The organism is Shewanella sp. SG44-6 (assembly GCF_014164185.1).
GTDB lineage: Bacteria > Pseudomonadota > Gammaproteobacteria > Enterobacterales > Shewanellaceae > Shewanella > Shewanella vesiculosa.
Map to the genome: position 1 here is coordinate 1 of NZ_JACJER010000027.1, position 26,384 is coordinate 26,384.

General features: G+C 39.7%; 25 protein-coding genes. 17 read left to right on the forward strand and 8 right to left on the reverse strand.

All coding sequences use genetic code 11. From position 1 onward, the window contains the following. On the reverse strand, nt 1-1,044 hold a 1,044-nt coding region (locus tag H5185_RS06960), incomplete at its 3' end, for a lytic transglycosylase domain-containing protein (protein ID WP_182741691.1). Between the two features lie 498 nt (nt 1,045-1,542). On the opposite strand from H5185_RS06960, the gene H5185_RS06965 reads away from it, so the two are divergent. Next, on the forward strand, nt 1,543-1,902 hold the full coding sequence (locus H5185_RS06965) for a DUF2750 domain-containing protein (protein WP_182697124.1): 360 nt from the start codon (nt 1,543-1,545) through the stop codon (nt 1,900-1,902). 238 nt (nt 1,903-2,140) lie between these two features. Then, complete coding sequence (locus tag H5185_RS06970) at nt 2,141-2,815, forward strand: hypothetical protein (protein WP_165870077.1); 675 nt, start codon at nt 2,141-2,143, stop codon at nt 2,813-2,815. A gap of 49 nt (nt 2,816-2,864) precedes the next feature. Here the strand turns inward: H5185_RS06970 and H5185_RS06975 are convergent, their stop codons facing one another. Further along, nucleotides 2,865-3,806: a chemotaxis protein CheV gene (locus H5185_RS06975; protein ID WP_124015834.1), complete on the reverse strand. Its 942-nt coding sequence runs from the start codon at nt 3,804-3,806 to the stop codon at nt 2,865-2,867. A 258-nt stretch (nt 3,807-4,064) separates the two neighbouring features. Here H5185_RS06975 and H5185_RS06980 point away from each other — a divergent pair, with 258 nt between their 5' ends. The 5 genes from H5185_RS06980 (at nt 4,065) to H5185_RS07000 (ending at nt 7,620) form a co-directional block, all read left to right on the forward strand. Beyond that, a complete protein-coding gene (locus H5185_RS06980) occupies nt 4,065-4,574 on the forward strand; it encodes a lipocalin family protein (protein ID WP_220492705.1) in 510 nt (169 codons plus the stop codon). A gap of 58 nt (nt 4,575-4,632) precedes the next feature. Next, the gene (locus tag H5185_RS06985) at nt 4,633-5,223 is read left to right on the forward strand and encodes an LON peptidase substrate-binding domain-containing protein (protein WP_124015833.1); all 591 of its coding nucleotides are present in this window, start codon (nt 4,633-4,635) and stop codon (nt 5,221-5,223) included. Between the two features lie 159 nt (nt 5,224-5,382). Further along, nucleotides 5,383-6,045: a sigma-70 family RNA polymerase sigma factor gene (locus H5185_RS06990; protein WP_124015832.1), complete on the forward strand. Its 663-nt coding sequence runs from the start codon at nt 5,383-5,385 to the stop codon at nt 6,043-6,045. Continuing rightward, nucleotides 6,038-6,724, forward strand: a complete 687-nt coding sequence (locus H5185_RS06995; protein WP_124015831.1) for a ChrR family anti-sigma-E factor — start codon at nt 6,038-6,040, stop codon at nt 6,722-6,724. The genes H5185_RS06990 and H5185_RS06995 overlap by 8 nt, the downstream gene beginning before the upstream one ends. A 722-nt stretch (nt 6,725-7,446) precedes the next feature. Continuing rightward, nucleotides 7,447-7,620: a hypothetical protein gene (locus H5185_RS07000; protein ID WP_124015830.1), complete on the forward strand. Its 174-nt coding sequence runs from the start codon at nt 7,447-7,449 to the stop codon at nt 7,618-7,620. Between the two features lie 226 nt (nt 7,621-7,846). On the opposite strand, the gene H5185_RS07005 is transcribed toward H5185_RS07000, so the two are convergent. After that, nucleotides 7,847-8,818, reverse strand: a complete 972-nt coding sequence (locus H5185_RS07005; RefSeq protein WP_182741692.1) for a 1-aminocyclopropane-1-carboxylate deaminase/D-cysteine desulfhydrase — start codon at nt 8,816-8,818, stop codon at nt 7,847-7,849. 197 nt (nt 8,819-9,015) lie between these two features. Here H5185_RS07005 and H5185_RS07010 point away from each other — a divergent pair, with 197 nt between their 5' ends. Both H5185_RS07010 and H5185_RS07015 read left to right on the forward strand, forming a co-directional pair. Beyond that, nucleotides 9,016-9,429, forward strand: a complete 414-nt coding sequence (locus H5185_RS07010; protein WP_182697118.1) for a YccF domain-containing protein — start codon at nt 9,016-9,018, stop codon at nt 9,427-9,429. 156 nt (nt 9,430-9,585) lie between these two features. After that, nucleotides 9,586-10,053 (forward strand): EVE domain-containing protein, encoded by a 468-nt coding sequence (locus tag H5185_RS07015; RefSeq protein ID WP_182741693.1) that lies wholly within the window; start codon nt 9,586-9,588, stop codon nt 10,051-10,053. Between the two features lie 149 nt (nt 10,054-10,202). Here H5185_RS07015 and H5185_RS07020 read toward each other — a convergent pair whose 3' ends face one another. Continuing rightward, complete coding sequence (locus H5185_RS07020; protein ID WP_124015826.1) at nt 10,203-10,991, reverse strand: TIGR00266 family protein; 789 nt, start codon at nt 10,989-10,991, stop codon at nt 10,203-10,205. 187 nt (nt 10,992-11,178) lie between these two features. Next, complete coding sequence (locus tag H5185_RS07025; protein WP_124015825.1) at nt 11,179-12,108, reverse strand: LysR family transcriptional regulator; 930 nt, start codon at nt 12,106-12,108, stop codon at nt 11,179-11,181. A gap of 219 nt (nt 12,109-12,327) precedes the next feature. On the opposite strand from H5185_RS07025, the gene H5185_RS07030 reads away from it, so the two are divergent. The 3 genes from H5185_RS07030 to H5185_RS07040 all read left to right on the forward strand — a co-directional run bounded on the left by H5185_RS07030 (nt 12,328) and on the right by H5185_RS07040 (nt 15,319). After that, nucleotides 12,328-13,488: a homogentisate 1,2-dioxygenase gene (locus H5185_RS07030; protein WP_182741694.1), complete on the forward strand. Its 1,161-nt coding sequence runs from the start codon at nt 12,328-12,330 to the stop codon at nt 13,486-13,488. A gap of 68 nt (nt 13,489-13,556) precedes the next feature. Then, nucleotides 13,557-14,597 carry a 4-hydroxyphenylpyruvate dioxygenase gene (gene hppD / locus H5185_RS07035; protein WP_124015823.1) on the forward strand — a complete coding sequence of 347 codons (1,041 nt, stop codon included), beginning with the start codon at nt 13,557-13,559 and terminating at the stop codon, nt 14,595-14,597. 104 nt (nt 14,598-14,701) lie between these two features. Then, entirely contained in the window at nt 14,702-15,319 is a 618-nt protein-coding gene (locus H5185_RS07040) for a LysE family translocator (RefSeq protein WP_182741695.1), read from the forward strand. Between the two features lie 45 nt (nt 15,320-15,364). On the opposite strand, the gene H5185_RS07045 is transcribed toward H5185_RS07040, so the two are convergent. Then, nucleotides 15,365-16,537 carry a GNAT family N-acetyltransferase gene (locus H5185_RS07045; RefSeq protein ID WP_182741696.1) on the reverse strand — a complete coding sequence of 391 codons (1,173 nt, stop codon included), beginning with the start codon at nt 16,535-16,537 and terminating at the stop codon, nt 15,365-15,367. Nucleotides 16,538-16,649: 112 nt separating this feature from the next. On the opposite strand from H5185_RS07045, the gene ggt reads away from it, so the two are divergent. From ggt to H5185_RS07070, 5 genes are all read left to right on the forward strand, one after another. After that, on the forward strand, nt 16,650-18,401 hold the full coding sequence (gene ggt / locus H5185_RS07050; protein WP_182741697.1) for a gamma-glutamyltransferase: 1,752 nt from the start codon (nt 16,650-16,652) through the stop codon (nt 18,399-18,401). A gap of 441 nt (nt 18,402-18,842) precedes the next feature. After that, nucleotides 18,843-20,459 (forward strand): methyl-accepting chemotaxis protein, encoded by a 1,617-nt coding sequence (locus H5185_RS07055; RefSeq protein WP_182722744.1) that lies wholly within the window; start codon nt 18,843-18,845, stop codon nt 20,457-20,459. A gap of 83 nt (nt 20,460-20,542) precedes the next feature. After that, complete coding sequence (locus H5185_RS07060) at nt 20,543-21,766, forward strand: hypothetical protein (protein WP_124015818.1); 1,224 nt, start codon at nt 20,543-20,545, stop codon at nt 21,764-21,766. Between the two features lie 11 nt (nt 21,767-21,777). Beyond that, a complete protein-coding gene (locus H5185_RS07065; protein WP_182722742.1) occupies nt 21,778-22,173 on the forward strand; it encodes a phosphate ABC transporter substrate-binding protein in 396 nt (131 codons plus the stop codon). Nucleotides 22,174-22,764: 591 nt separating this feature from the next. Beyond that, nucleotides 22,765-24,864, forward strand: a complete 2,100-nt coding sequence (locus H5185_RS07070) for a bifunctional 2',3'-cyclic-nucleotide 2'-phosphodiesterase/3'-nucleotidase (RefSeq protein WP_182741698.1) — start codon at nt 22,765-22,767, stop codon at nt 24,862-24,864. Between the two features lie 109 nt (nt 24,865-24,973). Here the strand turns inward: H5185_RS07070 and H5185_RS07075 are convergent, their stop codons facing one another. Continuing rightward, nucleotides 24,974-25,423: an ATP-binding protein gene (locus tag H5185_RS07075; protein ID WP_182722829.1), complete on the reverse strand. Its 450-nt coding sequence runs from the start codon at nt 25,421-25,423 to the stop codon at nt 24,974-24,976. Nucleotides 25,424-25,454: 31 nt separating this feature from the next. Further along, nucleotides 25,455-26,177: a Sir2 family NAD+-dependent deacetylase gene (gene cobB / locus H5185_RS07080; RefSeq protein ID WP_182722740.1), complete on the reverse strand. Its 723-nt coding sequence runs from the start codon at nt 26,175-26,177 to the stop codon at nt 25,455-25,457. Nucleotides 26,178-26,384: the final 207 nt, after the last annotated feature.

Sequence of the window (26,384 nt, forward strand, 5' to 3'; positions counted from 1 at the left end):
TACTGCACGGGTTAATACCGCACCACCATTTATACGATCGGCTAAATGTCCCACTGAAATGGCATAAAATTCAGAACGATTCCAACGCATTATCACATTAAAGTTGTCATATCCTAAAAAAGCAGGCCCTGTGTGCCCTGCTGGCAAATATAACGCTGCTTGCATATCTGGTGTAGACAAAGGCTGACCATTAACTTGCTTAACATTAAGCTCACGCCACTTAACCAGTGGTAGAGGATGTTTACCGCCTAAGTAAGCAAAAGAATAATCGCTAGGAATCAACACTTCACGCCCCCATCGTTCATCTGCTTTCCAACCTAGATGCTGTAAAAAATTTGCCGCAGATGTCAGTGCATCATCAGTACTGTTCCATAAATCAGCAACACCATCGCCATCGCCATCTACCGCATACTTTCGATAATTGGTTGGCATAAATTGAGTATGCCCCATAGCTCCGGCCCATGAACCAACCATTTTACTGTCGGCAAAATTATACTGCTGCTTTAAGGTCAACGCTTGCAGTAACTCACCAGTAAAATAATCACTACGCCTTGGATCGCACGCTAATGTTGCTAATGAATCGAGCACAGGCATGCTGCCTTTATAACTCCCAAAATTAGTTTCTAGCCCCCAGAAAGCAACAATGTATTGCCCTGGTACGCCATACTCTTTTGTGAGCTTAGCTAATAATGATTTATGCTCAGCCAACATTTTTTTACCCTGCTCAACTCGCCACGCAGTGACACGTTTATCAAAGTAATCACCAAAGGTGGTGGTAAATTCAGGTTGCTGATTATCTAATTCAATCACTCTAGGGACATACTTTAAATTTGCCACTGTAGTGTCGATAATCTGTTGTGAAATCCCTGCGGCTTTAGCTTTTTGCTGTAACGTAACGACACAAGTGGCAAAATCAGCTTGCTCTTGAGCAGGAGCAACATCTGCAACAGGATCGGGTGATGCCGATACCGCACAAGCACTTAATAAGGTACTAGATAAAAACATTGAAGCAATAAACACAGATAAACGTCTTTTATGGGCCATGAACAACACTTAATTTACGCAAAATGAATATTGAATATCGTGACGCATCAGCCTTAAGGAAACAAGAGCTGTTAACATTAAACCCTGTTTATTTATGCTAAACCGAAGTGAAAAATGAAAAATCTGCTAACAAGTGCGCAATCATGGTAAACCGACTCAAAACCACAGCAGCATGTAAAATAGCCCCATGGTTTATCCATTATGAATACCTCATAAAACCAAGCAATCATCGCATTTAAACGTTAGTTTAATAAGAGCCATGCCATAAAGACTGGCAGCAACCACAACGAGCCACTAGCTATTATCACCAAAACACTTTTGATGTGTCTATTATCTATGCTGCTCTCATTTACCGCAGAGTCACAAGATAATGAGTCAATTTAGCCTTTAAACACTGCTTAAGTCTCCAGCTAAATATAATTGTCATTAATTAAGCCTTTTCCTTATTCAATGAGTCCGTATAATGACATTAATTCTAACTCATTTGAGCGATTAATCATGACAGAACAAACTGCAGCATTATCAAGCTTTATCGAAAGCGTAAAACAACATCAAGTCTTATGGGGCTTACAAGATGAAACTGGTGAGGGTTGGGTAGTATGTGACTCATCAGAATTTGAAGAAACAGATGTTATGCCACTTTGGTCAAGCGAAGCTGCAGCAAAAAGTCACTGCACTGATGAATGGGCTGACTATAATCCGGTTACTATTACGCTAACGGAGTTCTTAGAATACTGGGTGAGTGATTTAAATGACGATGGCGTTCTAATCGGTGTTAATTGGGAAGCAGAACAAGAGTGCTTAGAAATTGATCCTATCGTACTCGCTAAAGAATTAGTCGATTTTGAAAAAGAATAATCGTCACTAATTTAAGCTGAATAGGGAATAAAAAGCGCACTTTAAACAGCGTCTTTACCTTTTGTTAAGGTTATTCTTTACACTAGGTTCGACTTTGTCGGTCATTCAAAGAGCGCCATACGCAGCGATAACTCACAAGCCACAGCTTGGTGTTATCGCTGCGTATGATAATCCTAAGCTCAGATTAATTTACGCTTAGCCACTAAGTTCAGCCATCATTTCACTGCTCATTAATAGTATTGCATCCATGCCTACACAGATTGATATTCCTTTTGATAAACGTCATACATGTTGGTTTTGTAACGAGCCAAGTAATCAATTGTTTGATTATTATAGAATGACTCACACACCCCACCCCTCTTTAACGATTCCGGCGTGTAAAGAATGCCATATGCTAGCCAAGAAAAATCTGCTGACCTCTATTTGGGATTGTCGAGATGCAGTAAAAGACAATTTAATGCATTTATACCGTAAAGACTTGGCCATTGGAATTAACTGGACTGAAGAAGAACTCGAACAATCAGAATTTGACTGTATGATTTTTGGAGGCTTTAAAAAAAGTGCTTGGATGATGTACCAAATTGCACAAAGTCGAATGAATGCAAGAGGTTGGCCATTAAGTCTGGAAGGTATATTACTCGATGGCGAGATTGCTGGCGATGTGAGTCAATATCAAACAGGTTTTGAATTTGACGGCATTGTGTTTACGTCACTCACTAAAGCCATTAGCCACTACAGCCAAACATTGTCTTTAGACAGTATTTTTTTACAGCAGCTCATTACGCTATTGGGTAAAGCCCAATTTGGCCATGCGGTCAAAATAGCTCGGCTCAATATTGGTATTACCCCTGGAAACCAGCGTCGAATTCTTGATGAGTTGATCGAAGATATGGACCAAGGTGCGGCTCAATAACTCAATCCACTCTGGATACGTGCCTCTGGTTAACGATTTATGCTATTGCCTATGAAAGAATAGCACGTAAACGATCTTGAACAACACTCACTAACAAGTCGGGTTGAAATTTAGAAATAAACTCATTGCAGCCGACTTTTTTCACCATAGCTTGGTTAAAACTGCCGCTTAAAGAAGTATTGAGTGTAATAAATAATGCCGCCATTCGGGGATCATTACGGACTTCATGAGTCAACTTATAACCATCCATCTCAGGCATTTCTGCATCGGTTATCATCATAAGCAATTCTTCGGCAACGTTTTGACCTTTATCGGCCCACGATTGTAATAACCGTAACGCTTGTAGCCCGTCTGATGCCTCAAGGATCTCAATGCCTAACTTACTTAATGTGTCCCTCACTTGCTTGCGAGCTGTGGAGGAGTCATCGACGACTAATATCTTACGCCCTGGCATATGAGAAGTCAGAGATTCATCAAGCACACCATCTGACAACTTAACATCATAGCTAATGATCTCAGCTAAGACTTTCTCTACGTCAATAATGGATACTAATCGTGATTGACCTTGGTCTTCTATTTTAGTTATCGCGGTTAAGTAATTATGCCCTCCAGAGGTTTTAGGCGGAGGCATAATATCACTCCAGGTCATGTTAACAATATTCTCAACTTTACCGACTAAAAAACCCTGCACACTGCGGTTATATTCAGTAATAATCAAGTTACTGTCTTCAGTCACCGGCATAGGTGAAAAACCAATTGCTTCACGCAAATTGATCACAGGGATCGACACCCCTCTAATATTAGCGACACCATAGACGTTGTGGTTACTGCCAGGCAAGTTACTTAGCGGAGGTAACTTAACCACCTCTTTAACTTTAAATACATTAATGGCAAATAACTGGGTCGAGTTAATGCGAAACAGCAATAGTTCTAAACGATTTTCGCCAACTAGCTTAGTCCTTTGATCAACCGTATCGAGCACTTTTCTCATGGACGAGTCCCACCTACAAACAACGTAAAAATGTATTATTAACGCTAATTATACTTAAAAAAGATTTATTAACAGTGTTAAAACAAGATTTATCCCCCAAAAAAAGAAAAAACCTTTAAACAAGATCAAAAAGCGTCCTTAATTCGTATCATATTTTATTAGAGAAGCAAGCTGTTGCATCTCGCAAACTTTCAGCAAAGGTTATACATGATAAATATCACCCAACCTCTGAGGCACTTAAGCATATGGCTCTCAATAATGAGTTTATCTGCTTGTACCTTAATCGATAAACCGGTCACTGTTGTAAAACCGTTTGAACTAAATCTGTACTTAGGAACTTGGTATGAAATCGCCCGCCTCGATCACTCATTTGAGCGAAATATGTCCCATGTGACCGCACAATATACACTTCAAGGAAGCAAGGTTGTGGTGACTAACCGTGGATTTAAACAAGATGAACAGCAATGGGATGAAGCTAATGGTAAAGCTTATTTTATTGATGGAAGTGACCAAGGCTTACTTAAAGTGTCATTTTTTGGTCCTTTTTATGGCGCATACCAAATACATGACGTAATCCAAGCTCCTAATGGTCAATATACCGATGCTCTAGTCATTGGCCCTAACGCGCAATATGCATGGATCCTCTCAAGAACAGCTGTGATTAACTCCAACACCAAACAAGGTTTTATAAACAAACTCTCAGCATTGGGGATTAACACCAACAATCTAATTTGGGTGGATCAAGGCGCATTAAAAGATGATCGTTAAGCTCTTTTTACACGTACATTAAGTAAGTTTATTTGTTATATCTGATACAGGTGCCGTTATGAATATCCCATTATTTCCACTACCCGTTTGCTTATTGCCTCAGGGATATACCCAATTACGCATTTTTGAACCCAGATACAAACGCTTAGTATCTGAATCACTAAAGAGTGGTATTGGGTTTGGCTTATGTATGCTGGCTGATGATAAAAAAACCATTCTACCTATTGGTACGTTAACCCAAATTATTGACTTTGAGACGCTTGACGATGGCTTATTAGGTATCAGTGTTCAAGGAAAACAAACCTTCACCATTAACCACATTAGCGTTGATGATGACGGTTTGAAACGAGGTGACGTCAGCTTAATTGATTCTTGGCCAAGCGATATCATTGAACAACAAATTGAACCGGCTCAAAGCAATAAGATTAACCGAAAAAAAGATAAAATACTGAGTCAAACGTTAAAGCAAATTTTACAGCAGTATCCGCAGCATCTGGCCCATTACTCTGAAGAAAGTTTTAATGATATGTCTTGGGTATGCCAGCGTTGGCTTGAAATTATCCCATTGAGTTCAAAACAAAAATATCAGTGTATAAATAGTCATGACCACCAATTAGCTAAATCATTCTTATTCGATATCATAAAATAATAACAAGAGTGATCTTAATTAAGTGAGCTTTCGTATACATGATTATAGCTATTGTTTGTCAATGAAGTTGCTAATGTCTTTTTAGGCCACATTAGCAACTGCATGGATAAGATAATTAATTATGCTTAATGAAGTAATTATTGGATGCGAGTGAAAATAATGGAAAATATTCAATCACAAAGCGCACAAAATCGTTATGATAAGGGACATCTTGCACAGAGATCCCTAATTAAACGAAGCGGTGCTATGAAATCAGACGAACCAAATCCAATGGCAGATGAACTCGCTGCATTAATGATGAAAGTCGCTAATCATCGATGCAAGACTTCTTTTGCCAAACTCTTTTCGCATTTTGGCCCTAAAATTAATTCTTTTGGCGTACAGCGTTTAAGTCAACAGGGCTTAGCAATGGATTTAGTGCAAGAGACAATGACTCGAGTATGGACCAAAGCACATCTTTATAATGCAGATAAAGCAGCTGTAAGCACTTGGGTTTTCACCATAATGCGTAATCAATGCTTTGACATGCTTCGCAAAGTGCAACATAACCGCGAAGATGCATTTGGTGATGACATTTGGCCATTGTTTGAATCTGATGATGCAGAAAATGACGACAATGACTTCTTATTGTCGGCTTCTTTGTTGCAGCATGTAGAGGAATTACCTCCCTTACAACGCCAAGTAGTACAAGGTATTTATATGCAAGAGCTGACTCAACAAGAGCTTGCAGACAAACTTAATATTCCAATTGGAACGGTTAAATCTCGACTTAGACTAGGTTTAGAAAAATTGAAAAGCTTTATGGAGAAACACTATGATTAATTACCACCCTGACCAGCACATGCTGTCTCTCCATGCTAAAGGCGAATTACCGCTGTCCATGTCGATTGCAATCTCTGCCCATGCTGAGTTTTGTCAGCATTGCCAACAGCAGCTTGACCAGATGACAATTGCCATGTCTGAACAGCAATTTGAATCGGCAGTAGCACCACAATTCGCTAACAGTAAAGATAATGATCAGTTAGACGCATTATTGAGCCAGTTATTAAATTCAACTCTAGATACATTAGCGGCCGAGCAGCCGACGAATATCGACAAGACAGAAGATAACAGTGTCAACATCAAAGGTCAGCATTACTCTTTACCAAGAGCATTTCGCAATCAAATCAATGCATCATGGCAAGGTATTGGTAAAGTGAGTCGTTTAAGACTTGATACCGGAGAGCCGCAAGCAAGAGCGAGTTTGTTACACATTGCTGCTAATGGTGAAATACCTGAGCATACTCATAAAGGTGCAGAGTTAACCTTGTTACTGGCAGGAGAGTTTAGCGATTGCTATAACACTTATAAACCAGGTGATTTTATGTTGCTTGATAAAGCGCACCAACATTCACCTAAAACAATTGATGGTTGTTTGTGTTACACCGTAGTAGATGCGCCCTTATACTTCACTAAAGGTATAAGTAAGTTACTAAATCCAATTGGTGATCTAATTTACTAAATATCAATATCCTTGCGAGTTATTTACTGCTCGCTGCAAAGATAGCTTACGTATGCCAACTTATCACTTAGCTGATGATGGCGGCATAAGTTAGATTATTAGTTTAATTTCTTCTAAAAGAATGATTTAGAAGATGGATGATGAGGTACCTCATCATCCATTTTTATGAGCTAAACTGTATAACGCAGTGAAATTATCCTATGAATAACCAGTAATGCCATTAGGATTAGCTATTTTTTAATCGAAAAGCACATTAATTTGATTAAAAATTGAAAAAGACTATTGCCATATGCAAACACTCAGTATATTATCTACACAGATTTAGTTTTCTTGTTAATTTTGGTTACCTACCTGTAAGTCTGCTCAACTTCACTTCGTAAATAAACCCAAGACAAGCTTCTGTACATTGTTTTAAATTCAATTGATTTCTGTTGATATGATAATTTCTATTGGCGTAATCTTATTGTCATAAAACTATGTTCAACTTACAAATTAAGTGCTGTATGTATTACTGTGATTTTAGGCTATGTGGCAACATAAAAGTTGTAGACACAAATTAGACCTTAATCAACTATTCACATAACAACACTTGATTAGTGAGTAAAAGATAGGTTAAGTTAAATCTCGAAACATTAATCTTTTGCAACACTAAAAAATGCCAAGGATATTTTATTGAACAATTGTCTCACCTAATGGGTGAATATATAGAAGGAGTGTGGCCAATGTCATACAACATTAATGGACACGAAATTTCAGTTAGCTTTCCAGTTAATTCTATTTCGTCAAACAAAAACTCAATTGCTTTTACCGACAGCCTAGGTAAAAACAAAAAAACCTTTTCAAAGCGTATTGAAGCAATAAACTTCATGAAATGGTTATTATCAGCTAATAAGTAATCCCCCCTAACGCTTTGCGTTAATCATTTACTCTGTTATTTAATAAACTCATTTCTCGGTATTCTCCTCTCAATTACCGATGTTTATTAAAACAGAGTAAAATGAATAGCTCACTAGCTTATTTTCAAGTTACTCTTCAATTTTAAACCCCAAGTTAACCATCTAAAAAACCTATTTCTCTTACTATCAATACCTTGTAGCAAAAATGTATCCTGCACTGGTGTGATCAAACCGAGTGAGGAAATTTTCGTTGGTATCTTGGTAACATGGTTTTATTGCCTAAGGCTCCCCCCTGATGTATGTAAAGAACATTGGTGGCACTGACAGCCTGACTATTTAAATAATGTTGTAATACTAAAAAGCCAACCGGATCATACAACAATTCAAATTCAATTCCCGACTGGCAAACTGTTTTCCACATATCAAAACAACGTTGTGATAATTTCCCAAAATGATATTTATGACCATCATTAATAATTCTAGGAAAATAAATCTCATCAACTAATTGTGAAAACTGTTGGCGTAAATATTTATCTCCGCCAACAGTACTGCAAGTTAACACCTCAATAGCAAAAACTTCCGTTAATGATAATTGAGTCAGTTGTTGAATAATTTGTTTATTTAAATAAGCCGCAGTGGTCCCCGTACCTGAGGGGAGAAATACCATCAATTCATTTAGTCGTCGGTCTTGAGCCCATTGAATAATTTCACTGGCGAGTTGTGTTATCCCGGTTTCGGCATACCCACAACGTCCACCTTCGGGAATAAATAGTAATTGATTTTTATCTGTGTAATTTGGGTGCGACGACACAATGTATTGCATCGCATCGTCTAAATGCATACCTTGAAGGTTTTCGGCATCGGCCAAATGACTGACATCAATAATATTGGCACCATTTTGTATGGCAGCAGCATAGTTACCCTGAGCATGTTGTAACAAGAATGTGTTGATATGACTTACATAGTAATCAAATTTCCATCCTTGCAGCTTTGCAAGTACAGACAAGGAGTATAATGAGTTGGCTTGTGCCGAGCCCGATGCCACTAGCTGGGTAACGTGTGAATAATCATGATGGAGGAAATGATAAAATTTACGCGCTTTATTACCACTAAAATCAGCATGTAATAGATCATCCCGTTTAATATAGATGCTGCGTCCATCAAAGTTCATCGCTTGTACTGGGCTTATCGAAAACATACATTGCCTTAATCAACTGTAATATGAGTATTTTAACTAAAAAATGATAAATCTCATCGATTCATTTGTATTACTCATCACACACACCTAATCATAAAGTAAAAAATTAACATTTAACCTATTATAATCAAACAGTTAAAAAGATGGCATGAATATCGCTATATTCTAAGTAATATTGACTATTGATAGGATTGAAAATGTCACTTTTACGCTTAATCTTTAATATTGCTTGGTTTCTTATGGGTGGTTTTATCATGGGCCTAGCATGGTGGTTGGTGGGGCTATTATGCTTTATCAGTATCATTGGTATCCCATTTGGCCGTGCATGTTTTGTTATTGGCGAGCTAGCTTTCTGGCCATTTGGGCAAGAAACGGTTAACCGAAAACACCTTTCAGGCCAAGAAGATATTGGCACTGGCACGTTAGGTTTAGTCGGTAATGTTATATGGTTTTTATGCTTTGGTATTTGGCTTGCGATTGGCCATCTAGTCCATGCATTGGCTTGTTTTGTAACAATTATAGGTATTCCTTTCGCGTTACAACATCTTAAGTTAGCCTTATTAAGTTTAACCCCTATTGGTCAAACTGTTATTGCCAAACCGACTTATTAGCATTCATTAATAACTGTTGAATGACCACTGTTATAAAAAGCCGATAGCACAGTGCTATCGGCTTTTTATTTGCCTAATTGTCTTCGCAGCGTGTACATTGCCATAATCAAGCACAGAAAAGTAATTCACTCTCTTTAATGACAGTAATGGAATCGCATGAACTATTGGTTAATGAAGTCTGAACCAGATGACTTTAGCATTGATGATCTTCAGATGTGTGAGCAGCAAACGGTTGCTTGGCAAGGTATTCGTAACTATCAAGCACGTAATTATATTCGCGATCAAATCGCATTGGGTGATCTAGTGTTGTTTTACCACTCTAGCTGCAAAGTACCTGCCATTGTAGGTTTAGCCAACATTAGCAGTCAGCCTCAAATTGATGTCAGCGCTTTTGATGACCGCTCAGCGTATTTTGATATGAAATCTGACGCCACTGCACCTCGTTGGTGGCAAGTGCATATTCAATTTATGGCCAAATTCTCTAACCCAGTCAGCTTGAAGCAATTGAAGGCAGATCCCTTACTGCAAGATATGGTACTAGTGGCTAAAGGTACTCGCCTGAGTGTTCAGCCCGTCACACAAGAGCAATACCAACATATTATGAAACTAACAAACGTAGATTAATAACCTTGAATTAACCACTGGGCAGCTGGTCGCTAACAGGTAACTATTCTTTTAAAAGCCGCTTCCTAAAGACGGCTCAGACAATTAGCGCTAAATCGTCTGAGCATCTAACTGCGAACGAAAATGAATAAGATCAGCCAATGCCCAGATTAGTTAATCATCCGCCCTATTCCACCAAGCACAGATCCTTCACCCTGATCTTTGCCACCACGAGATGGTGCATGAGCAATAATTCTGTCAGCCATGCGAGAAAACGGTAAGCTTTGTAACCATACTGTCCCATGACCTTGTAAGGTCGCAAGAAACAAACCTTCGCCACCAAACACCATTGATTTTAAAGAACCAGCGCGCTGAATATCATAATCAATCCCGGGCGTAAATCCGACTAAACACCCAGTATCAACTCGCAATGTCTCACCACGCAGTTCTTTTTTTATCAGTGTGCCACCGGCATGCACAAATGCCATACCATCACCTTTAAGGCTTTGTAGAATGAAACCTTCACCACCAAAAAAACCGGTTCCTAATCGCTTATTAAACTTCATACTCACTTGCGTACCTAAAGCCGCTGCTAAAAAGCTGTCTTTCTGGCAGATAAGTTCGCCTTGATGTTGAGCTAAGTCGATCGCCAAAATAGTCCCAGGAAACGGCGCAGCAAATGCCACTTTTCGTTTATGTTGACCTTCATTGGTAAAGTGAGTCATAAAAATCCCCTCACCCGAAATGGCACGTTTACCAGCCCCCAGTAGCTTGCCAAAGAAACCAGATTCAGGCTCAGAGCCATCACCCATTTTAGCCTCAAAACTAATATCTTCTTCGATATAGGTCATCGCGCCTGCTTCAGCAATCACTGATTCATTTGGATCAAGTTCAACTTCAACAAGCTGCATACTAGAACCGATAATTTCATAATCTACTTCATGGCATTTTCTGGTCATTTTCATTCCTTAAAAATTTATGATTGATTGTTGTCGCCTAACATTGTTGTCGCCTAACAAAGCTAAATAATTTCCCTGTAACAATGTTATAAAATAACAAAAGGATCCGCAATTTAACACGACAACTTTTCACTATGCTAGGCTGCCCAATAAATCTGTTGATGGCTCTCCAGACGTATGCCAATGATTAACCCAATCCTGCACCACTTAACCCTAATTGTTGCTGCTGCTGATATTGGGCAAATTCTTGCAAAATTAATTCAGTAAATAATTGCCCTGCTCGACCAAGTGGTCGTTCTAAAGTTGATACTAGTTGCGGGGTAAAACTAAACCGATTACCACCAATAAAATCAACTTCAATAAGTTGTCCTTGATGTAATTCTTCAGTAATTAAAAAATCTGGCATCCAGCCAAAACCTAGGCCTTTTAGTAAGGCATTTTTTTTCATGATAAAGCCCGACAAATAAAAGACTTTATCGCCGCCAAACTGCATTTCATCGCGATCACGTTTACCAGGAGATGAGTCTTCAATGGTCAACTCTACATGCTGCTGTAACTCAGGCAAACTAATCCTCTTAAGCTGACTTAATGGATGCTGTGATGATGCCACCAGCACACTGGTAATGGTAGGCAATGCTTTAGGATGATAAGAGGGTCCGGTACGATAGTCTTTCACTAGCATTAAGTCGGCTTGATCACGTTCAAATCGATGCTGTACTCCGCCTAAAAACTCCATATTGAGTTGAATTTTAGTGGGTATGTTATGCTCCGACATCCGTTTTAAAGCCGTCATAATCGGTTCCATCGGCAGTGCGCCGTCTATCACTAATTCAAGTTTAGGTTCCCATCCTTGACTAAAGCGACTGGCAAGATGTTCTATATTGGCTAAATGCTGTAATAAGCGCTGCCCTTCGGCCAAAATCACTTTACCTTCGGGGGTTAATTCCGCTCGATAATGATCTCGATTAAATAATGTTACCCCCAGATGTTGCTCCAGTTTTTTAATCTGATAGCTTACTGCCGATTGTGCCTTGTGTAACCGTTCTGAAGCTTTTGCAAAACTTCCTTCTTCAACAAGTACTTGCAGTACATTAAAGGCATCTATATCTATTCGCATAAGATTTCCACTGTCCCGTTATCCATACACAAATGTAAAGCTAACATAACAATCAAAAAAGTCGATTGAGTTGAGTTATTTATTATTCTTTTTTTTGTTGATCTTTACCACTAAATTGTTAGTTAGATCACATATTGGTTTAGCCAATGAGATTAGGCCATAACAATAAATAACATAAACGCCACGACACTCGCAGTCGATTCACCATAGGACAATCACATGCCATTCTATGTTAAGCAAGGTCAGATCCCGACCAAACGTCACATTGCCTTCGAAAAAGATAATGGTGAGTTGTACCGTGAAGAATTATTTTCGACCCATGGCTTTTCAAATATTTATTCCAATAAATATCATCATAATATGCCAACCAAAGCGATCGATGTTAAACCTTACGCTCTGTCACATGGCGAACAATGGCAAGATCCGCTCATTCAAAATTACAAATTAGACTCGCGCCAAGCCGACTGCCAAGGCAATTTCTTTAGTGCTCGTAATAAAATATTTTTCAATAATGATGTCGCCATTTACACGGCTAAAGTGACTGAAGACACTAATGAGTTTTATCGCAATGCTTATGCCGATGAAGTGGTGTTTATTCACCAAGGTGAAGGGCAACTATTAAGTGAGTACGGTGTTATCAATACTCAGAAGTGGGATTATTTAATTATTCCGCGCGGAACCACCTACCAGCTAAAATTTAACGATTATCAAGATGTACGTTTGTTTGTGATTGAATCCTCGTCAATGGTAGAGGTGCCTAAGCATTTTAGAAATGAATATGGCCAAATGCTCGAGTCCGCTCCTTATTGCGAGCGTGATATTCGAACCCCAACCTTAACCGAGGCTGTGGTCGAAAAAGGCGAATTCCCGTTAATGTGTAAGTTTGGCGATCGCTATCAACAGATGACACTTCAATGGCATCCATTTGACTTAGTCGGTTGGGATGGTTGTGTCTATCCATGGGCATTTAACATCAGTGAATATGCCCCTAAAGTTGGCAAAATTCATTTACCACCATCTGAACATTTAGTGTTTACTGCACACAATTTTGTAATTTGTAACTTTGTGCCACGGCCATACGATTTCCACCCTAGATCAATTCCGGCGCCTTATTACCACAACAATATCGATAGCGATGAAGTGCTGTATTACGTCGACGGTGATTTTATGAGCCGTACCGGTATTGAAGCCGGCTACATGACCTTACATCAAAAAGGTGTCCCCCACGGCCCGCAACCTGGACGAACCGAAGCCTCTATCGGCAAAACTGAAACTTACGAATACGCGGTGATGGTCGATACCTTCGCCCCACTGAATTTAACCGCTCATGTAAAAAATTGCATGAGTGATGATTACAATCGCTCTTGGTTAGAAAACTAAGACCACATTTATATCAATCCTAAGTCATCTAAGAGTGATGGTGTTGACATAAAATAAAGGAAAAAAAAATGGCAAGCGAACTAAACCCACTGGGCCTGTTAGGCATTGAATTCACCGAATTTGCCAGTCCAGATACCGAATATATGCATCAAGTGTTTATTGATTTCGGTTTTTCAATGTTAAAAAAAGCCAAAAATAACGACATCGTTTATTACAAACAAAACGACATTAACTTTTTGTTGAATAAAGGCCGCGCAGGCTTTTCTGCAGACTTTGCTAAATCACACGGCCCAGCTATTTGTTCAATGGGTTGGCGGGTTGAAGATGCTAATTTTGCATATACCGAAGCGGTGGCTCGAGGTGCAAAACCGGCAGATGATGCCAACAAAGACATGCCGTATCCGGCTATTTATGGCATTGGCGATAGCTTAATTTATTTTATTGATATCTTTGGCGAACAAAACAATATTTATCAAACTGACTTTGTTGATTTAGAGCAGCCTATCGTCACACCAGAAAAAGGCTTTATGGAAGTCGACCATTTAACCAATAATGTCTACAAAGGCACTATGGAAAAATGGGCTAACTTTTATAAAGATATCTTTGGTTTTACCGAAGTGCGTTACTTTGATATTAGTGGCGCGCAAACGGCTCTAGTGTCTTATGCTTTGCGTTCTCCAGATGGCAGCTTCTGCATTCCGATTAACGAAGGTAAAGGCAACGACAAAAACCAGATTGATGAATACTTAGGTGAATACAATGGCCCAGGTGTGCAACATCTAGCATTTAGAAGCCGTGATATTGTTGCTTCATTAGATGCAATGGAAGGCACTTCAATTAAGACTCTGGATATTATTCCTGAATATTACGACACTATTTTCGATAAGTTGCCACAGGTCACGGAAGATCACGATCGGATCAAGCATCACCAGATTTTGGTTGATGGTGATGATGACGGTTATTTACTGCAAATTTTCACCAAAAATTTATTTGGGCCAATCTTCATTGAGATCATTCAGCGTAAAAATAACCTTGGCTTTGGCGAGGGTAACTTTACCGCATTATTTGAATCCATTGAACGTGATCAAATGAAACGTGGTGTGCTGTAATTTTATAGACACTAAGTGATACATAAAAACCAGCAAAGTGCTGGTTTTTATCATTTTAGGCCATTACACTCTGCCATCCATATTGCTAACCAAAGACGTTACCCATGCCAGATTATGCTGTTCTTGCGGTTTTTATCCCTACATTCTTTTTTGTGTCTATCACCCCTGGGATGTGCATGACATTAGCCATGACCCTCGGCATGAGCATTGGTGTGCGTAAAACATTATGGATGATGCTCGGTGAATTAGTGGGCGTGGCATTGGTCGCCATTGCTGCAGTACTTGGGGTGGCCAGCATCATGTTAAATTACCCACAAGTGTTCGATATCCTTAAGTGGGTGGGTGGTGCCTACCTGGCTTATATTGGGATTAATATGTGGCGCGCCAAAGGCAGAATGGCCATCATTACTGGCCTTGATGTGAAAACCAACCGAATCAGTTTAATCAGTCAAGGTTTTATCACCGCCATTGCAAACCCTAAAGGTTGGGCCTTTATGATTTCACTATTGCCACCGTTTATTAATGTCGATTATGCCGTTGGCCCACAACTTGCGGTGTTACTCGGGATTATCATGATCACCGAAAGTGTCTCTATGTTGGCTTATGCCAGTGGTGGCAAAAGCTTACGTTTATTCTTAAGCCGCGGCGATAACATTCGTTGGATGAACCGTATTGCTGGCAGTTTAATGATCGTTGTTGGTATATGGTTAGCATTAGGCTAACCACACAATGCCATTGACTTAGCCATTTCACTACCGATATGTCTATTATTCTATCGCCTTATACGGCAGTTGTTCGCACATTTGTTGCATGTAGATGTCAATGTGCGCGCGTTCTTGCTGACAAAAATGACCAATCGCATCATTAAAACCCTCATGAGCAATAAAATGACTTGAGAAAGTTTTGACCGGACGAAATCCTCGCATAACTTTATGTTCACCTTGGGCGCCAGCATCAAATACCATTAATTGATTGGCAATGGCAAACTCAATACCTTGATAGTAACAGGCCTCAAAATGCAATCCATCACATTCAGTTAATGCTCCCCAATAACGGCCAAATAAGTGTGTATCTGACACGAAGTACAGCGCCGATGCCACTAGATTTCCATCAACATCTTCAATAGTCAATAAACGTATCGACGCGCCCATCGTTGCTGCTATTTGTTCGAAAAAGGCAGGTGATAAATACCCTGTATGACCGGAACGTTTTAAATAGGTATTTTGATAACAGCGAACAAAACCCTGCCACTGTTCAGGACTGGCCTTATCACCATCAATAAAACTAAATTGTAGCTGTTGTCTTGCAATGGTTCGCTCTTTGATGATGTTTTTACGTTTACGTGACGTTAATCTGGCAATAAAATCATTAAAATCAGCATAACCTTGGTTGTGCCAATGAAACTGGCACCCCAAGCGTTGCATAGCATCGGCCTGAGAAAACTGATGCTGTTGCGCCTCATGGATAAATAAACAATGCCAAGATGACCAGTTATGCTCAATGACAGTCTGCGACAAAAAGTGCTGAATGCTCTCGATTAAAGTTTGCTGTGCCGTGATCGACAAAGCAGCACTAAAACCTATACGCTGACCAGTGGTAGGCGTAAAAGGAATACTCGCGACAAGTTTAGGATAGTATTCAATGTGATTACGCTCATAAGCCTCTGCCCAAGCCCAGTCGAACACATACTCGCCCCAAGAATGCGTTTTAAGATACAAAGGCATTAAGGCGATAACATTATCAATATCCATCACCACAAGATGCATGGGAGTCCAGCCCGTTTCAGCACTAACACAACCGCTCATTTCGAGTGCGGATAAATATTCATGACGGGTAAAAGGATGGGACACCCCAAACATCTCATTCCATACAGAAGGATCTATAGTATTAATACTATTAACAAATTTATATTGATAACTTTGCTTTTGTGCTTGTTCCACCCACACCTACCCTATAATAATTAACGTTGTAAAGTTAAAACACATACCAATTATTGTTATCATGTGGCATGTTCTATCACAATATCTTTTCCATTCACGCCAAGGATTAATCGTGACACTATTCCCTAAATTAACACCGCTTCTGTTGAGCTCAGCCTTAACACTAACACTTTGTTATCCCGCCATTCATATTGCTAACAGCCAAGCAAACGAAGCCTCAATTTTTAGTGAAATGGCAACGGCTCAGCCAATCTATGCTAAGCATGGCATGGTTTCAAGCCAAGAAGCATTAGCAAGTAAAATTGGCGTAGATATCTTAAAACAAGGCGGTAATGCGGTCGATGCTGCTGTCGCGGTAGCATATGCACTTGCCGTGACATTACCTCGTGCGGGTAATGTTGGTGGCGGTGGTTTTATGTTGGTGCATTTAGCCGAGCAACATAAAACCATCGCTATCGATTACCGTGAAACAGCGCCAGCTAAAGCACACAAAGACATCTTTCTTGATGAACAAGGTAATGCTGTCGATAAGCTCAGCCGTGAGCACGGTTTAGCTGTTGGCGTTCCTGGTACCGTCATGGGAATGGAACTGGCTCTGACAAAATATGGCACCATGAGCATGGAACAAGTCATAAAACCTGCTATTAAACTGGCTAAAGACGGTATTTTAGTCACCTCAGATTTGTCTAACTCTCTTGCCGGCCTTAAATCGCGCATTACACAATGGCCAAGTTCAGCAGAGGTTTTCTATCATGCTGATGGCAGTAATTATCAGGTCAATGAATTATTCAAACAACCGGAATTAGCACAATCGTTATCGTTAATTGCAGAGAAAGGCAGTAAAGGGTTTTATCAAGGTGAAACCGCTGAAAAAATTGTTTCTGCGGTCCAGAATGCTGGTGGGGTGATGAGCCTAACCGATCTTGCAAACTATAAAGTGATTGAGCGCCAACCGGTTCGTGGTCAATATCGCGGTTATGAAGTGGTATCAATGCCGCCGCCTTCTTCTGGTGGCATTCATATTATCGAAATGCTGAATGTACTTGAGCAGTTCCCAATTGATAAATTAGGTCACAATACCGCTGATACCTTGCATCTTATGGCTGAAACCATGAAATATGCTTATGCCGATCGGAGTAAATTTTTAGGCGACCCTGATTTTGTTGACGTTCCGGTTAAACAATTGATCAGCAAAGAATATGCTAAGAGTATTGCCAGTAAGATCTCCATTAATAAAACCACCCCGAGCAGCGAAATACTGCCAGGAAAATTGGCGCCATATGAGAGCGATCAAACTACCCACTTCTCTGTTATCGATAAATGGGGCAATGCAGTTGCCAACACTTACACCCTTAACTTCAGTTATGGTTCTGGCTTAGTCGCTAAAGGCACTGGTATTTTATTAAACAATGAAATGGATGACTTTTCGGTTAAACCTGGTACACCTAACGGTTATGGTTTAATTGGTGGTGAAGCAAACTCTGTTCAAGGGAATAAGCGCCCTCTTAGTTCAATGAGTCCCACCATTGTAATGAAAGATGGTAAGCCATTCATTGTGACCGGCAGCCCTGGTGGCTCGCGTATTATTAATATTACTTTGCAAATTATTATGAATGTTATTGATCATAATTTAAATATTGCCGAAGCCACTGCAGCAGCACGTATTCATCATCAATGGTTACCGGATTTTATTTGGGTAGAGCACACCTTGAATAAAGATACGATTTCATTACTTGAAGCTAAAGGTCATAAAGTCAAAATTCAAGAATCAATTGGCAGTACTCAATCAATAATGATGACAGAACAAGGTCTTTTTGGCGCATCAGATCCAAGACGTGCAGGCTCTGCCGCCATCGGCTACTAGAGCGCTAATCAGCAAGTATAAAGAGGCAGCGGCTTTACACCATCTAAAGCCGCTATTACATATAATTAATACCAAGATATGCATTGATATCGACTATCATTTTACGCTTAATATTCTACCACTGTACTGGTGAGCAAAATTTGTTCAAAAATTTCAAACCTCATGTCCAATAATACTCTAAACCACTCCCCAGCAAAGCAATCCCCTGCTCTGCAGGATAAACAATGGCAATAATTAAATATAAGCTTGAATGTTATTTAGTCAGACTCATGCTAATCCTCAAACTGTTTAAATATTATTAAGATTAATGAACCACTTTGCTGCATCTGCTATTATTGTTAATAATTATATATCTCGAGTTAATCAAACGTTAATATTCCTAAGTCACAATCTAAGTTGTTATTATCTTTTTTTAGCTTAACTAAATTAACAAAAGGCCTCATGCAACTCATTAATTTAAAAATCAAACATAGAATTGCCCTACTCACCTTTGTCGCTATCGTGTCGTTTGTCATTTCGATTATCATCAATAATCAAACAGGTAAGAATAATGAACAACGCTTAAATGGGCTCCAAAATCAACTTTATCCAGCCTTAAATCTTGCAACGATCAACCAAGGCTTAATATTACAATTGGATCAAACAATCCAATCAGCAATTACTACAGGTGAAGAAGATGCGTTAGATGTGGCCAATAACATGGTATTGCAAATCTCAACTAATTTACGCCAACTTATCGATCTACTGCCAGCAGAGGCAGCTGCGGCGCAAAAAATGAACCGCGATATGAACATCTACTATGATAATGCTAGCAGTTTAGCCGCTGAGTTTATCAAAGATGATGTCGATTTTAGCAAAATACAGCTGCAAGCTGCTGAAAATGCAAAGCGATACCAAACATTGGTCAAACAATTTGCTGAAAAAAAATCACTTTTGGCAGAACAATTTCAACAAAGTATTCAAACGACGATTACCAGTTCAAAAAATGCGGAAAATAGTGTTCTGCTTATTGGCGTGATTGCTACTGCACTGATGATCATTATGGGATTACTGGTTAATCGCTCAATCATTAATACCATAGACAATGTCACTCAATCTTTGCGAAATATTTCACAAGGTGAAGGCGATCTTCGCGCACGGATCCACTATGCGGGCAAAGACGAAATAGCACAGCTTGTTTACTGGTTTAACCAATTTGTCTCTAAACTTCAATCGTCTATTGCCGATACAAAGAACACCACAGAAAACTTATCTGAAGTAGCTGCAACCTTACTCAGCGGCAGTCAATACAGTGAGCTCAACGTAAAGCAGCAAAATGAGGCTATTGAGCAGATATCACAAGCGATGAAAGAGATGTTTGTTAGTGTGACTCACATTGCCGAGTATGCATCCAGTGCAGCATTAGAGGCTGAAGATGCCAACACAGAGGCAAAACAAGGCCTTGTCATAGTTAATGATGCCGTTTCTACCATTAACACCTTGGCTGACGAAGTGCAGCAAACAGCCGTCGTGGTAAATCAACTCGACGCATTTACCCATAATGTTAATGACATATTAGACACAATCCGCAGTATTGCAGATCAAACTAATTTACTGGCTCTCAACGCTGCAATTGAAGCCGCTCGTGCGGGGGAACATGGTCGTGGTTTTGCGGTAGTAGCTGATGAAGTCAGAACATTGGCTTCTAGAACACAAACGTCGACCCAAGAGATCCAGCAAGTATTACAGGAATTACGTTCTACTTCTAAACAAGCGGTTGACGCTATGGATCGCGGTATTCACACAGCGGCCAAAGGGGTGCAATCAACCTCTTTAGCCGGTGAAGCATTACAACGTATCACAGGTAAAGTCAGTGCAATCTCTGAAGTTAATGATCAAATTGCTACTGCGACAGAAGAACAACACACCACTTCGGTGTTAATCCAGCAATATATAACTGAAATGGAAACCGGTTCGCAAAAAGTAAGAGTAACGACTGCTGATATGGGAGGTATCAGTGTTGATATTCAAAATATTAGCGAAAGACTGCAATCAATTACCAACCAATTTAAGGTTTGAGATTGATTGCATAGCTAGTATTAAAAACCAAAAAATATAAGCCTTAATGGCGTATTGATGAGTGATGTTCAAGGAGTAAAACCATGCAATTTAATTTAAAAGTGTTATCTGTTGCGATATCGATGGCAATGGTCCCTAGCCTGGCAACAGCTGATGAAGCTGCTGATGCTAAAATTGCTAAACTAGAGCAACAAGTACAAACCTTGCAGGCGCAACAAAATGCCAGCTTAGCAGACAAGGTCAAATTTAATGGCTTTATTAGCGGAGCCTATATTAGCTCTGATAATGATGCGGGTTATAACGGTGCAGACTCAAGCGCTGACTTTAGTGAAGACAGTAAATTAGGTCTACAAGGTACCTTCAACATTTCTGACAACACTCAAGCGGTATTGCAGTTAATGATGCGCGGTAAATATGACTGGGAAGTTGAAGCTGAATGGGCTTATTTATCTCACCGCTTTGAAAACGGTATCAAGGTTCGTGGCGGTAAACTGCGTGTACCTTTGTTCATGTATTCTGATTACCTCGATGTAGGATATGCACAACCTTTTGCTCGTCCGCCACAAGAAGTTTACGGTGCCATTCCGTTTTCATCTTACACAGGTGCTGGTGTATCTTATGATGTTGAATACGATGACTCAACCCTAACAATGCAAGCATTTGGTGGTGAATCAAAAGTTAAAAACACAGCGGTTGAACTCAGTAATCTTATGGGTGCTAACGTGAGTTGGACCGACGAAATATGGACTTTACGTGCCGTATACGCACAAGCCCAATTAGACGGACCCGTTGTGACAGAAGTAACCGTTCCTTTAGCGCCAGGGGTGAATACTCAAGCTAACTATACCCTATTAGAGCTTAACGATGATAAAGGCTCTTTTGTTGGTGTGGGTGCCAGTTATGACAACGGTGAAGTTATTGCAATATCTGAATGGACTCGTTCAGAAATTGATAATGCCTACCCTGATATTGATTCAGGTTACTTGACATTAGGCTATCGTATTAAGGCATTCACGCCTTATGTCACCGTTGCTTACTCGAAGACTCAAGACAATGAAGATCGTTTACCGCTATCAACTGCTGCGGCAACACAAATGATCGCATTCAATGCTGAGCGTATGGCTTACAGCTTAGGTTTACGTTGGGATGCAATTGATAATGTCGCGATAAAATTTGATGTCACCTACGCTGATGACTTTGGCAATACATCAGGTGGATTAGATACCAACAGCTTCGACGCATCAACAGGTAAATTTGCCTATGATGACACCTTGATTTACACCGTTAAATTCGACGCAGTATTTTAAGGGGTATGATAATGAACAAGTTACTGACTATTTTAGCGCTAAGTTTAACAGCCGTTACCTCAGCTAATGCAGCGGTTGTTGTCATTGGCAATCCTGCTGCTGCAGATATTTCAATTAATGATGTTAAAAAAGCGTTTTTGGGTAAAGGGGATTCTTCAGTCGTCGTTTACGAATTAGAAGAAGGCAATCCTGTACGCAGTGAGTTTCATCAAGCAGTAACCGGTAAGTCAGATGCACAGCTCAAAGCATTTTGGTCTAAGCAAGTCTTTACCGGTAAAGGTACGCCACCACCAGCAGTTTCTGGTGCGGGTGCAATGAAATCTGCGATTGCAAGCAATCCAAATGCCATTGGCTACATTGATGAAGCTGATGTTGATGCCACAGTAAAAGTCATACTGAAGCCATAGATTGATTACTACTGTGATTAACTCACCATAAAAACGTGAGCACATAATCACCGATCTTAGTTAATTGGAAGATGAAATATAAACCGAGTAATGATATTTATTGCTCGGTTTTTTTATGACTAACCTAATAAAAAATCAGCACCAAAACTTGTTTGGTTTATAACCATCATTTATAACGTCGAATTAGATGATGACGAGCAAAAGCAATATATCGCACTCTATCCTTAATAGCTTATCGAGTTAAATTTAACAATTCAATATTAAGTAAATTCTGGCGAATATAAAATACTCAATTATTCGTTGCGTTATTTCGCCACATTTTTGCCGAAGTAAAATAACACCACTTATTAACATTTACACCGTAACATTAACATTGTGTAGCCTGTTATCATTTCTGATGATGATTAATTGCGCAATCTCACTCACGAATAGATTTTATTTAGCCTTGTATCACAATTTATTCATTTACTATGCTTATAATCACCGCTGTATTTTCATCTTATTATCAATTAGATAAAAAGAAGTTAACACTACGTAAGAGGTAAAAATAACAAATATACCTCAGGGTCAAATAAAAATAGAGAGTAAAATATGTTAAATAAAAAACTACTTGCTGTCGTTATCGCGGGTGCACTAGGACTAGGCGGTTGCAACTCAAATAACGACGACCAAACAAGTACTATTGCTGCAGATATTAATTTACGAGTGATGGAAACAACTGATCTTCATACTAATATGATGGATTATAACTACTACTCAGGTAAAGAAGACAAGACTATTGGTCTTGTACGTACTGCCAGTTTGATCAATGCCGCTCGCGCTGAAGTAACGAACTCAGTGTTAGTAGACAATGGCGATTTATTACAAGGTAGTCCGATGGGAGACTATATTGCCAATAAATTTAAAACTGACAGTAACACGCTTACCGAGACCCATCCCGTCTACAAAGCAATGAATACTTTAGACTATGAAGTCGGCAATATTGGTAACCACGAATTTAACTACGGTTTATCGTTTCTTGAGCAATCTATATCCGGTGCAAACTTCCCTTATATTAACTCAAATGTCATTTGTGCTGATAAAGACGGCTGCTGGGATAATGTATTATTTAATGAGAATATGTTCACACCGTATATTATTAAAGACAAAGTGGTCCTTGATGTCGACGGTAATGAGCACACCATAAAAATAGGCTATATCGGTTTTGTACCACCACAGGTTTTACAATGGGATAAAGCTAACTTAGAAGGTAAAGTTGAAGTATTAGGCATAGTTCAAGCGGCTAATAAATTTATTCCGCAAATGAAAGCTGAAGGTGCTGACATTATTTTAGCCATTCCGCATTCAGGAATTGGGTCAAGTGAAAACCCTGGGGATCCATGGGCTGAAAACGCAACTTATGCACTCACCAATGTTGCTGGCATCGATGCTATCTTCTTTGGTCACAGCCACTCGGTGTTCCCTGCTGCAAGCTACAGTGATTTACCTAATACCGACGTAGAAAAAGGTTTATTAAATGGTATCCCTGCAGTGATGCCTGGTCGTTGGGGTGATAACTTAGGCGTTGTTGACTTAGTGGTGCGTCAAGTCGAAGGTAAATGGACCGTAATCCATGAAGAATCAACGGCTAAAGCACGCCCTATTTACGACAATGCCAATAAAATTGCCTTAGTTGAAGGTGAAGCAAGCTTACGTGATGCGATTGAAATTGAACACCAAGGTACGATTGAATACGTCAGCCAACCTATCGGTGTTGCTGCCGCCAATATGTACAGTTTCTTAACACTGGTGCAAGATGATCCAACTGTGCAAATTGTTTCAGATGCCCAAATTGCCCGCGTTAAAACATTAATTACCGATGATCTAAAAGATTTACCTATTTTGTCTGCTTCTGCACCATTTAAAGCCGGTGGACGCTATGCTGAAGGTGATGCTAGCCAGTATGTGCAGGTTGATGAAGGTAATTTATCTTATAAAAATGCCGCTGACTTATATCTGTACCCAAATACCATGGTAGCAGTTAAAGCGACTGGGGCTGAGTTAAAAGACTGGTTGGAATGCTCTGCAAATCAGTTTAATCAAATTGATCCAACCTTGAGTGCTCCTCAAAACTTGATTAACCGCGCCGGCCACCCAACCTATAACTTTGACGTAATTGATGGTTTAACTTACAAAATTGATGTGACCCAACCGAGTAAGTTTGATCGGGATTGCAAAGTCGTTAACCCAGATGCAAATCGAATTGTTGACTTGGCTTATACAGATGCAGACTCAAAGGTTATCACCGGTGATGATTTGGCTGCTATGTCATTTGTTGTAGCATCAAATAACTACCGTGCATTTGGTGGGGCATTTGCAGGTACAGGTTCTGATCATGTAGTACTTGAGCTACCTGATACCAACCGTGATGCATTGTCTGCTTATATTACTGAGCAATCAAAGCCTAATGCTACTGGCGGATATGATGCTAAGGTTGATCCATCAGCTGATTACAACTGGGACTTTAAAACCATAGATAATGCCACCGTGGCATTAGACATTCGTTTTGAAACTCAAGACAGCGATGTTGCCGACAAGTTCGTTGCTGATAACCAACAACGAAAAATGGTCAAGTTACCTAAAACAGCTGATGTAGTGTCAGGATTTGCTATATACAGCATCGACCTAACAACGCCGGTTGCTGCTAAGTAATAATTAACCAATAAAAAAGGCGCTATATGCGCCTTTTTCTTAATACCATTGCAAGATATAAGCATAACGTTATCACATCAACTGTATTGTCAGACAATTATTGTTCAAATCACCACTCCTCAAACAACTGGGCCATTTTTTGGATCTGTATTAATGGAACATGATGCTGGTTTCGTTGAGCGCAAAGCTGTTGATGCGGCTCATCTTTAGGTTGTCCAACTAATACTACATTAACTTTATAACCTAATGCTTTAGCCGCTGCCTCATAAGCCATAAATTCCCACTTGGCAATATTGGTATTATCGCAAATCACAATCGGTTCACTTCGGGCTAATGCTTGGATAAATGCTGTTAAATTAGCCTGATGATACTGCGCAATTTTTTGCGGATTAAAGCGATATTCACCTTGATAATAAAAATAGCGATCTGTTGAAAAGTAACCGTGTTGTCGAATATGAATCGCCTGCTCAATACCTTGAGATATAATAAATTGTTCAGCCCAATAAGACTTACCACTACCAGGTAAGCCACGCATGATAATGGCTAACTTTGGCACTATCACCTCATTGTTCGTCCCATCAACTAACACTTTACTCACTACCAATCACCTTACCCGCTAAAATATCTGCCACTAAACTTGGTAAAATATCACCTGCTTTACCGGTAAAATGATATTGGAACTGACTGTGACGATCAGCAGGATCGAGATTAACTTCTACCGTCTGTGCACCATGATGATTAGCGCTATCGACAAAACCGGCTGCAGGATAAACGGTACCAGAGGTGCCGATGGCTATAAACAAATCACAATTATCTAAGGCATCGTGAATTCTATCCATACCAAAGGGCATTTCGCCAAACCACACAATATGTGGTCTTAAACGCTTACCAGGAATACAACAGGTACAGCAATTGTCAGCGCCAAATGGCTCACGTAAAATAAATGTTTGTAATGATTGTGGACAGCGACCTTTAGCAAGTTCACCGTGCATATGCAGCAATCGTTTAGAGCCTGCTCGCTCATGCAAATCATCAACATTTTGGGTTATAACTAACAACTCACCCGTAAATTCGGTCTCAAGCTTGGCTAATGCTAAATGTGCAGCATTGGGAACAACATCATCACTGTGTAATTGTTGCCAGCGACTATTATAAAAACGCTCAACGAGTTCAATATCTCTGGCATAGCCTTCTGGAGTGGCAACATCTTCAATATGATGCTGTTCCCATAAGCCATGCTGATCTCTAAATGTGCTCATACCCGACTCAGCAGATATACCCGCGCCGGTTAGCACTACAATTTGCCGGTACATTGTTTATCCTTTAGTGTGATGATGTAAAATATAATGCCATATACTTTCAATACGATATCAAAAATACGCCCTTACGTTTCAAAATGTTGTGACTTGACGGCCTAAAAAGCCATTTTATCGATAATATAATCATATCGAATTAGCCAAATGGCACAATAATCCCTTAGTATAAGTAAGTTTATTGAGAGATTAGTAACAAATAATATC

What these genes read in the sequence shown, in the direction of transcription:
- H5185_RS06990 (WP_124015832.1), top strand. Translation starts at nt 5,383, where the DNA reads ATGGAAAATATTCAATCACAAAGCGCACAAAATCGTTATGATAAGGGA.
- H5185_RS06975 (WP_124015834.1), bottom strand. Translation starts at nt 3,806, where the DNA reads ATGAGAAAAGTGCTCGATACGGTTGATCAAAGGACTAAGCTAGTTGGC.
- H5185_RS06985 (WP_124015833.1), top strand. Translation starts at nt 4,633, where the DNA reads ATGAATATCCCATTATTTCCACTACCCGTTTGCTTATTGCCTCAGGGA.
- H5185_RS07040 (WP_182741695.1), top strand. Translation starts at nt 14,702, where the DNA reads ATGCCAGATTATGCTGTTCTTGCGGTTTTTATCCCTACATTCTTTTTT.
- H5185_RS07030 (WP_182741694.1), top strand. Translation starts at nt 12,328, where the DNA reads ATGCCATTCTATGTTAAGCAAGGTCAGATCCCGACCAAACGTCACATT.
- H5185_RS06995 (WP_124015831.1), top strand. Translation starts at nt 6,038, where the DNA reads ATGATTAATTACCACCCTGACCAGCACATGCTGTCTCTCCATGCTAAA.
- hppD (WP_124015823.1), top strand. Translation starts at nt 13,557, where the DNA reads ATGGCAAGCGAACTAAACCCACTGGGCCTGTTAGGCATTGAATTCACC.
- H5185_RS07060 (WP_124015818.1), top strand. Translation starts at nt 20,543, where the DNA reads ATGCAATTTAATTTAAAAGTGTTATCTGTTGCGATATCGATGGCAATG.
- H5185_RS07070 (WP_182741698.1), top strand. Translation starts at nt 22,765, where the DNA reads ATGTTAAATAAAAAACTACTTGCTGTCGTTATCGCGGGTGCACTAGGA.
- cobB (WP_182722740.1), bottom strand. Translation starts at nt 26,177, where the DNA reads ATGTACCGGCAAATTGTAGTGCTAACCGGCGCGGGTATATCTGCTGAG.
- H5185_RS07020 (WP_124015826.1), bottom strand. Translation starts at nt 10,991, where the DNA reads ATGACCAGAAAATGCCATGAAGTAGATTATGAAATTATCGGTTCTAGT.
- H5185_RS07010 (WP_182697118.1), top strand. Translation starts at nt 9,016, where the DNA reads ATGTCACTTTTACGCTTAATCTTTAATATTGCTTGGTTTCTTATGGGT.
- H5185_RS07055 (WP_182722744.1), top strand. Translation starts at nt 18,843, where the DNA reads ATGCAACTCATTAATTTAAAAATCAAACATAGAATTGCCCTACTCACC.
- H5185_RS06965 (WP_182697124.1), top strand. Translation starts at nt 1,543, where the DNA reads ATGACAGAACAAACTGCAGCATTATCAAGCTTTATCGAAAGCGTAAAA.
- H5185_RS07000 (WP_124015830.1), top strand. Translation starts at nt 7,447, where the DNA reads ATGTCATACAACATTAATGGACACGAAATTTCAGTTAGCTTTCCAGTT.
- H5185_RS07005 (WP_182741692.1), bottom strand. Translation starts at nt 8,818, where the DNA reads ATGTTTTCGATAAGCCCAGTACAAGCGATGAACTTTGATGGACGCAGC.
- H5185_RS07025 (WP_124015825.1), bottom strand. Translation starts at nt 12,108, where the DNA reads ATGCGAATAGATATAGATGCCTTTAATGTACTGCAAGTACTTGTTGAA.
- H5185_RS07015 (WP_182741693.1), top strand. Translation starts at nt 9,586, where the DNA reads ATGAACTATTGGTTAATGAAGTCTGAACCAGATGACTTTAGCATTGAT.
- H5185_RS07065 (WP_182722742.1), top strand. Translation starts at nt 21,778, where the DNA reads ATGAACAAGTTACTGACTATTTTAGCGCTAAGTTTAACAGCCGTTACC.
- H5185_RS06980 (WP_220492705.1), top strand. Translation starts at nt 4,065, where the DNA reads ATGAGTTTATCTGCTTGTACCTTAATCGATAAACCGGTCACTGTTGTA.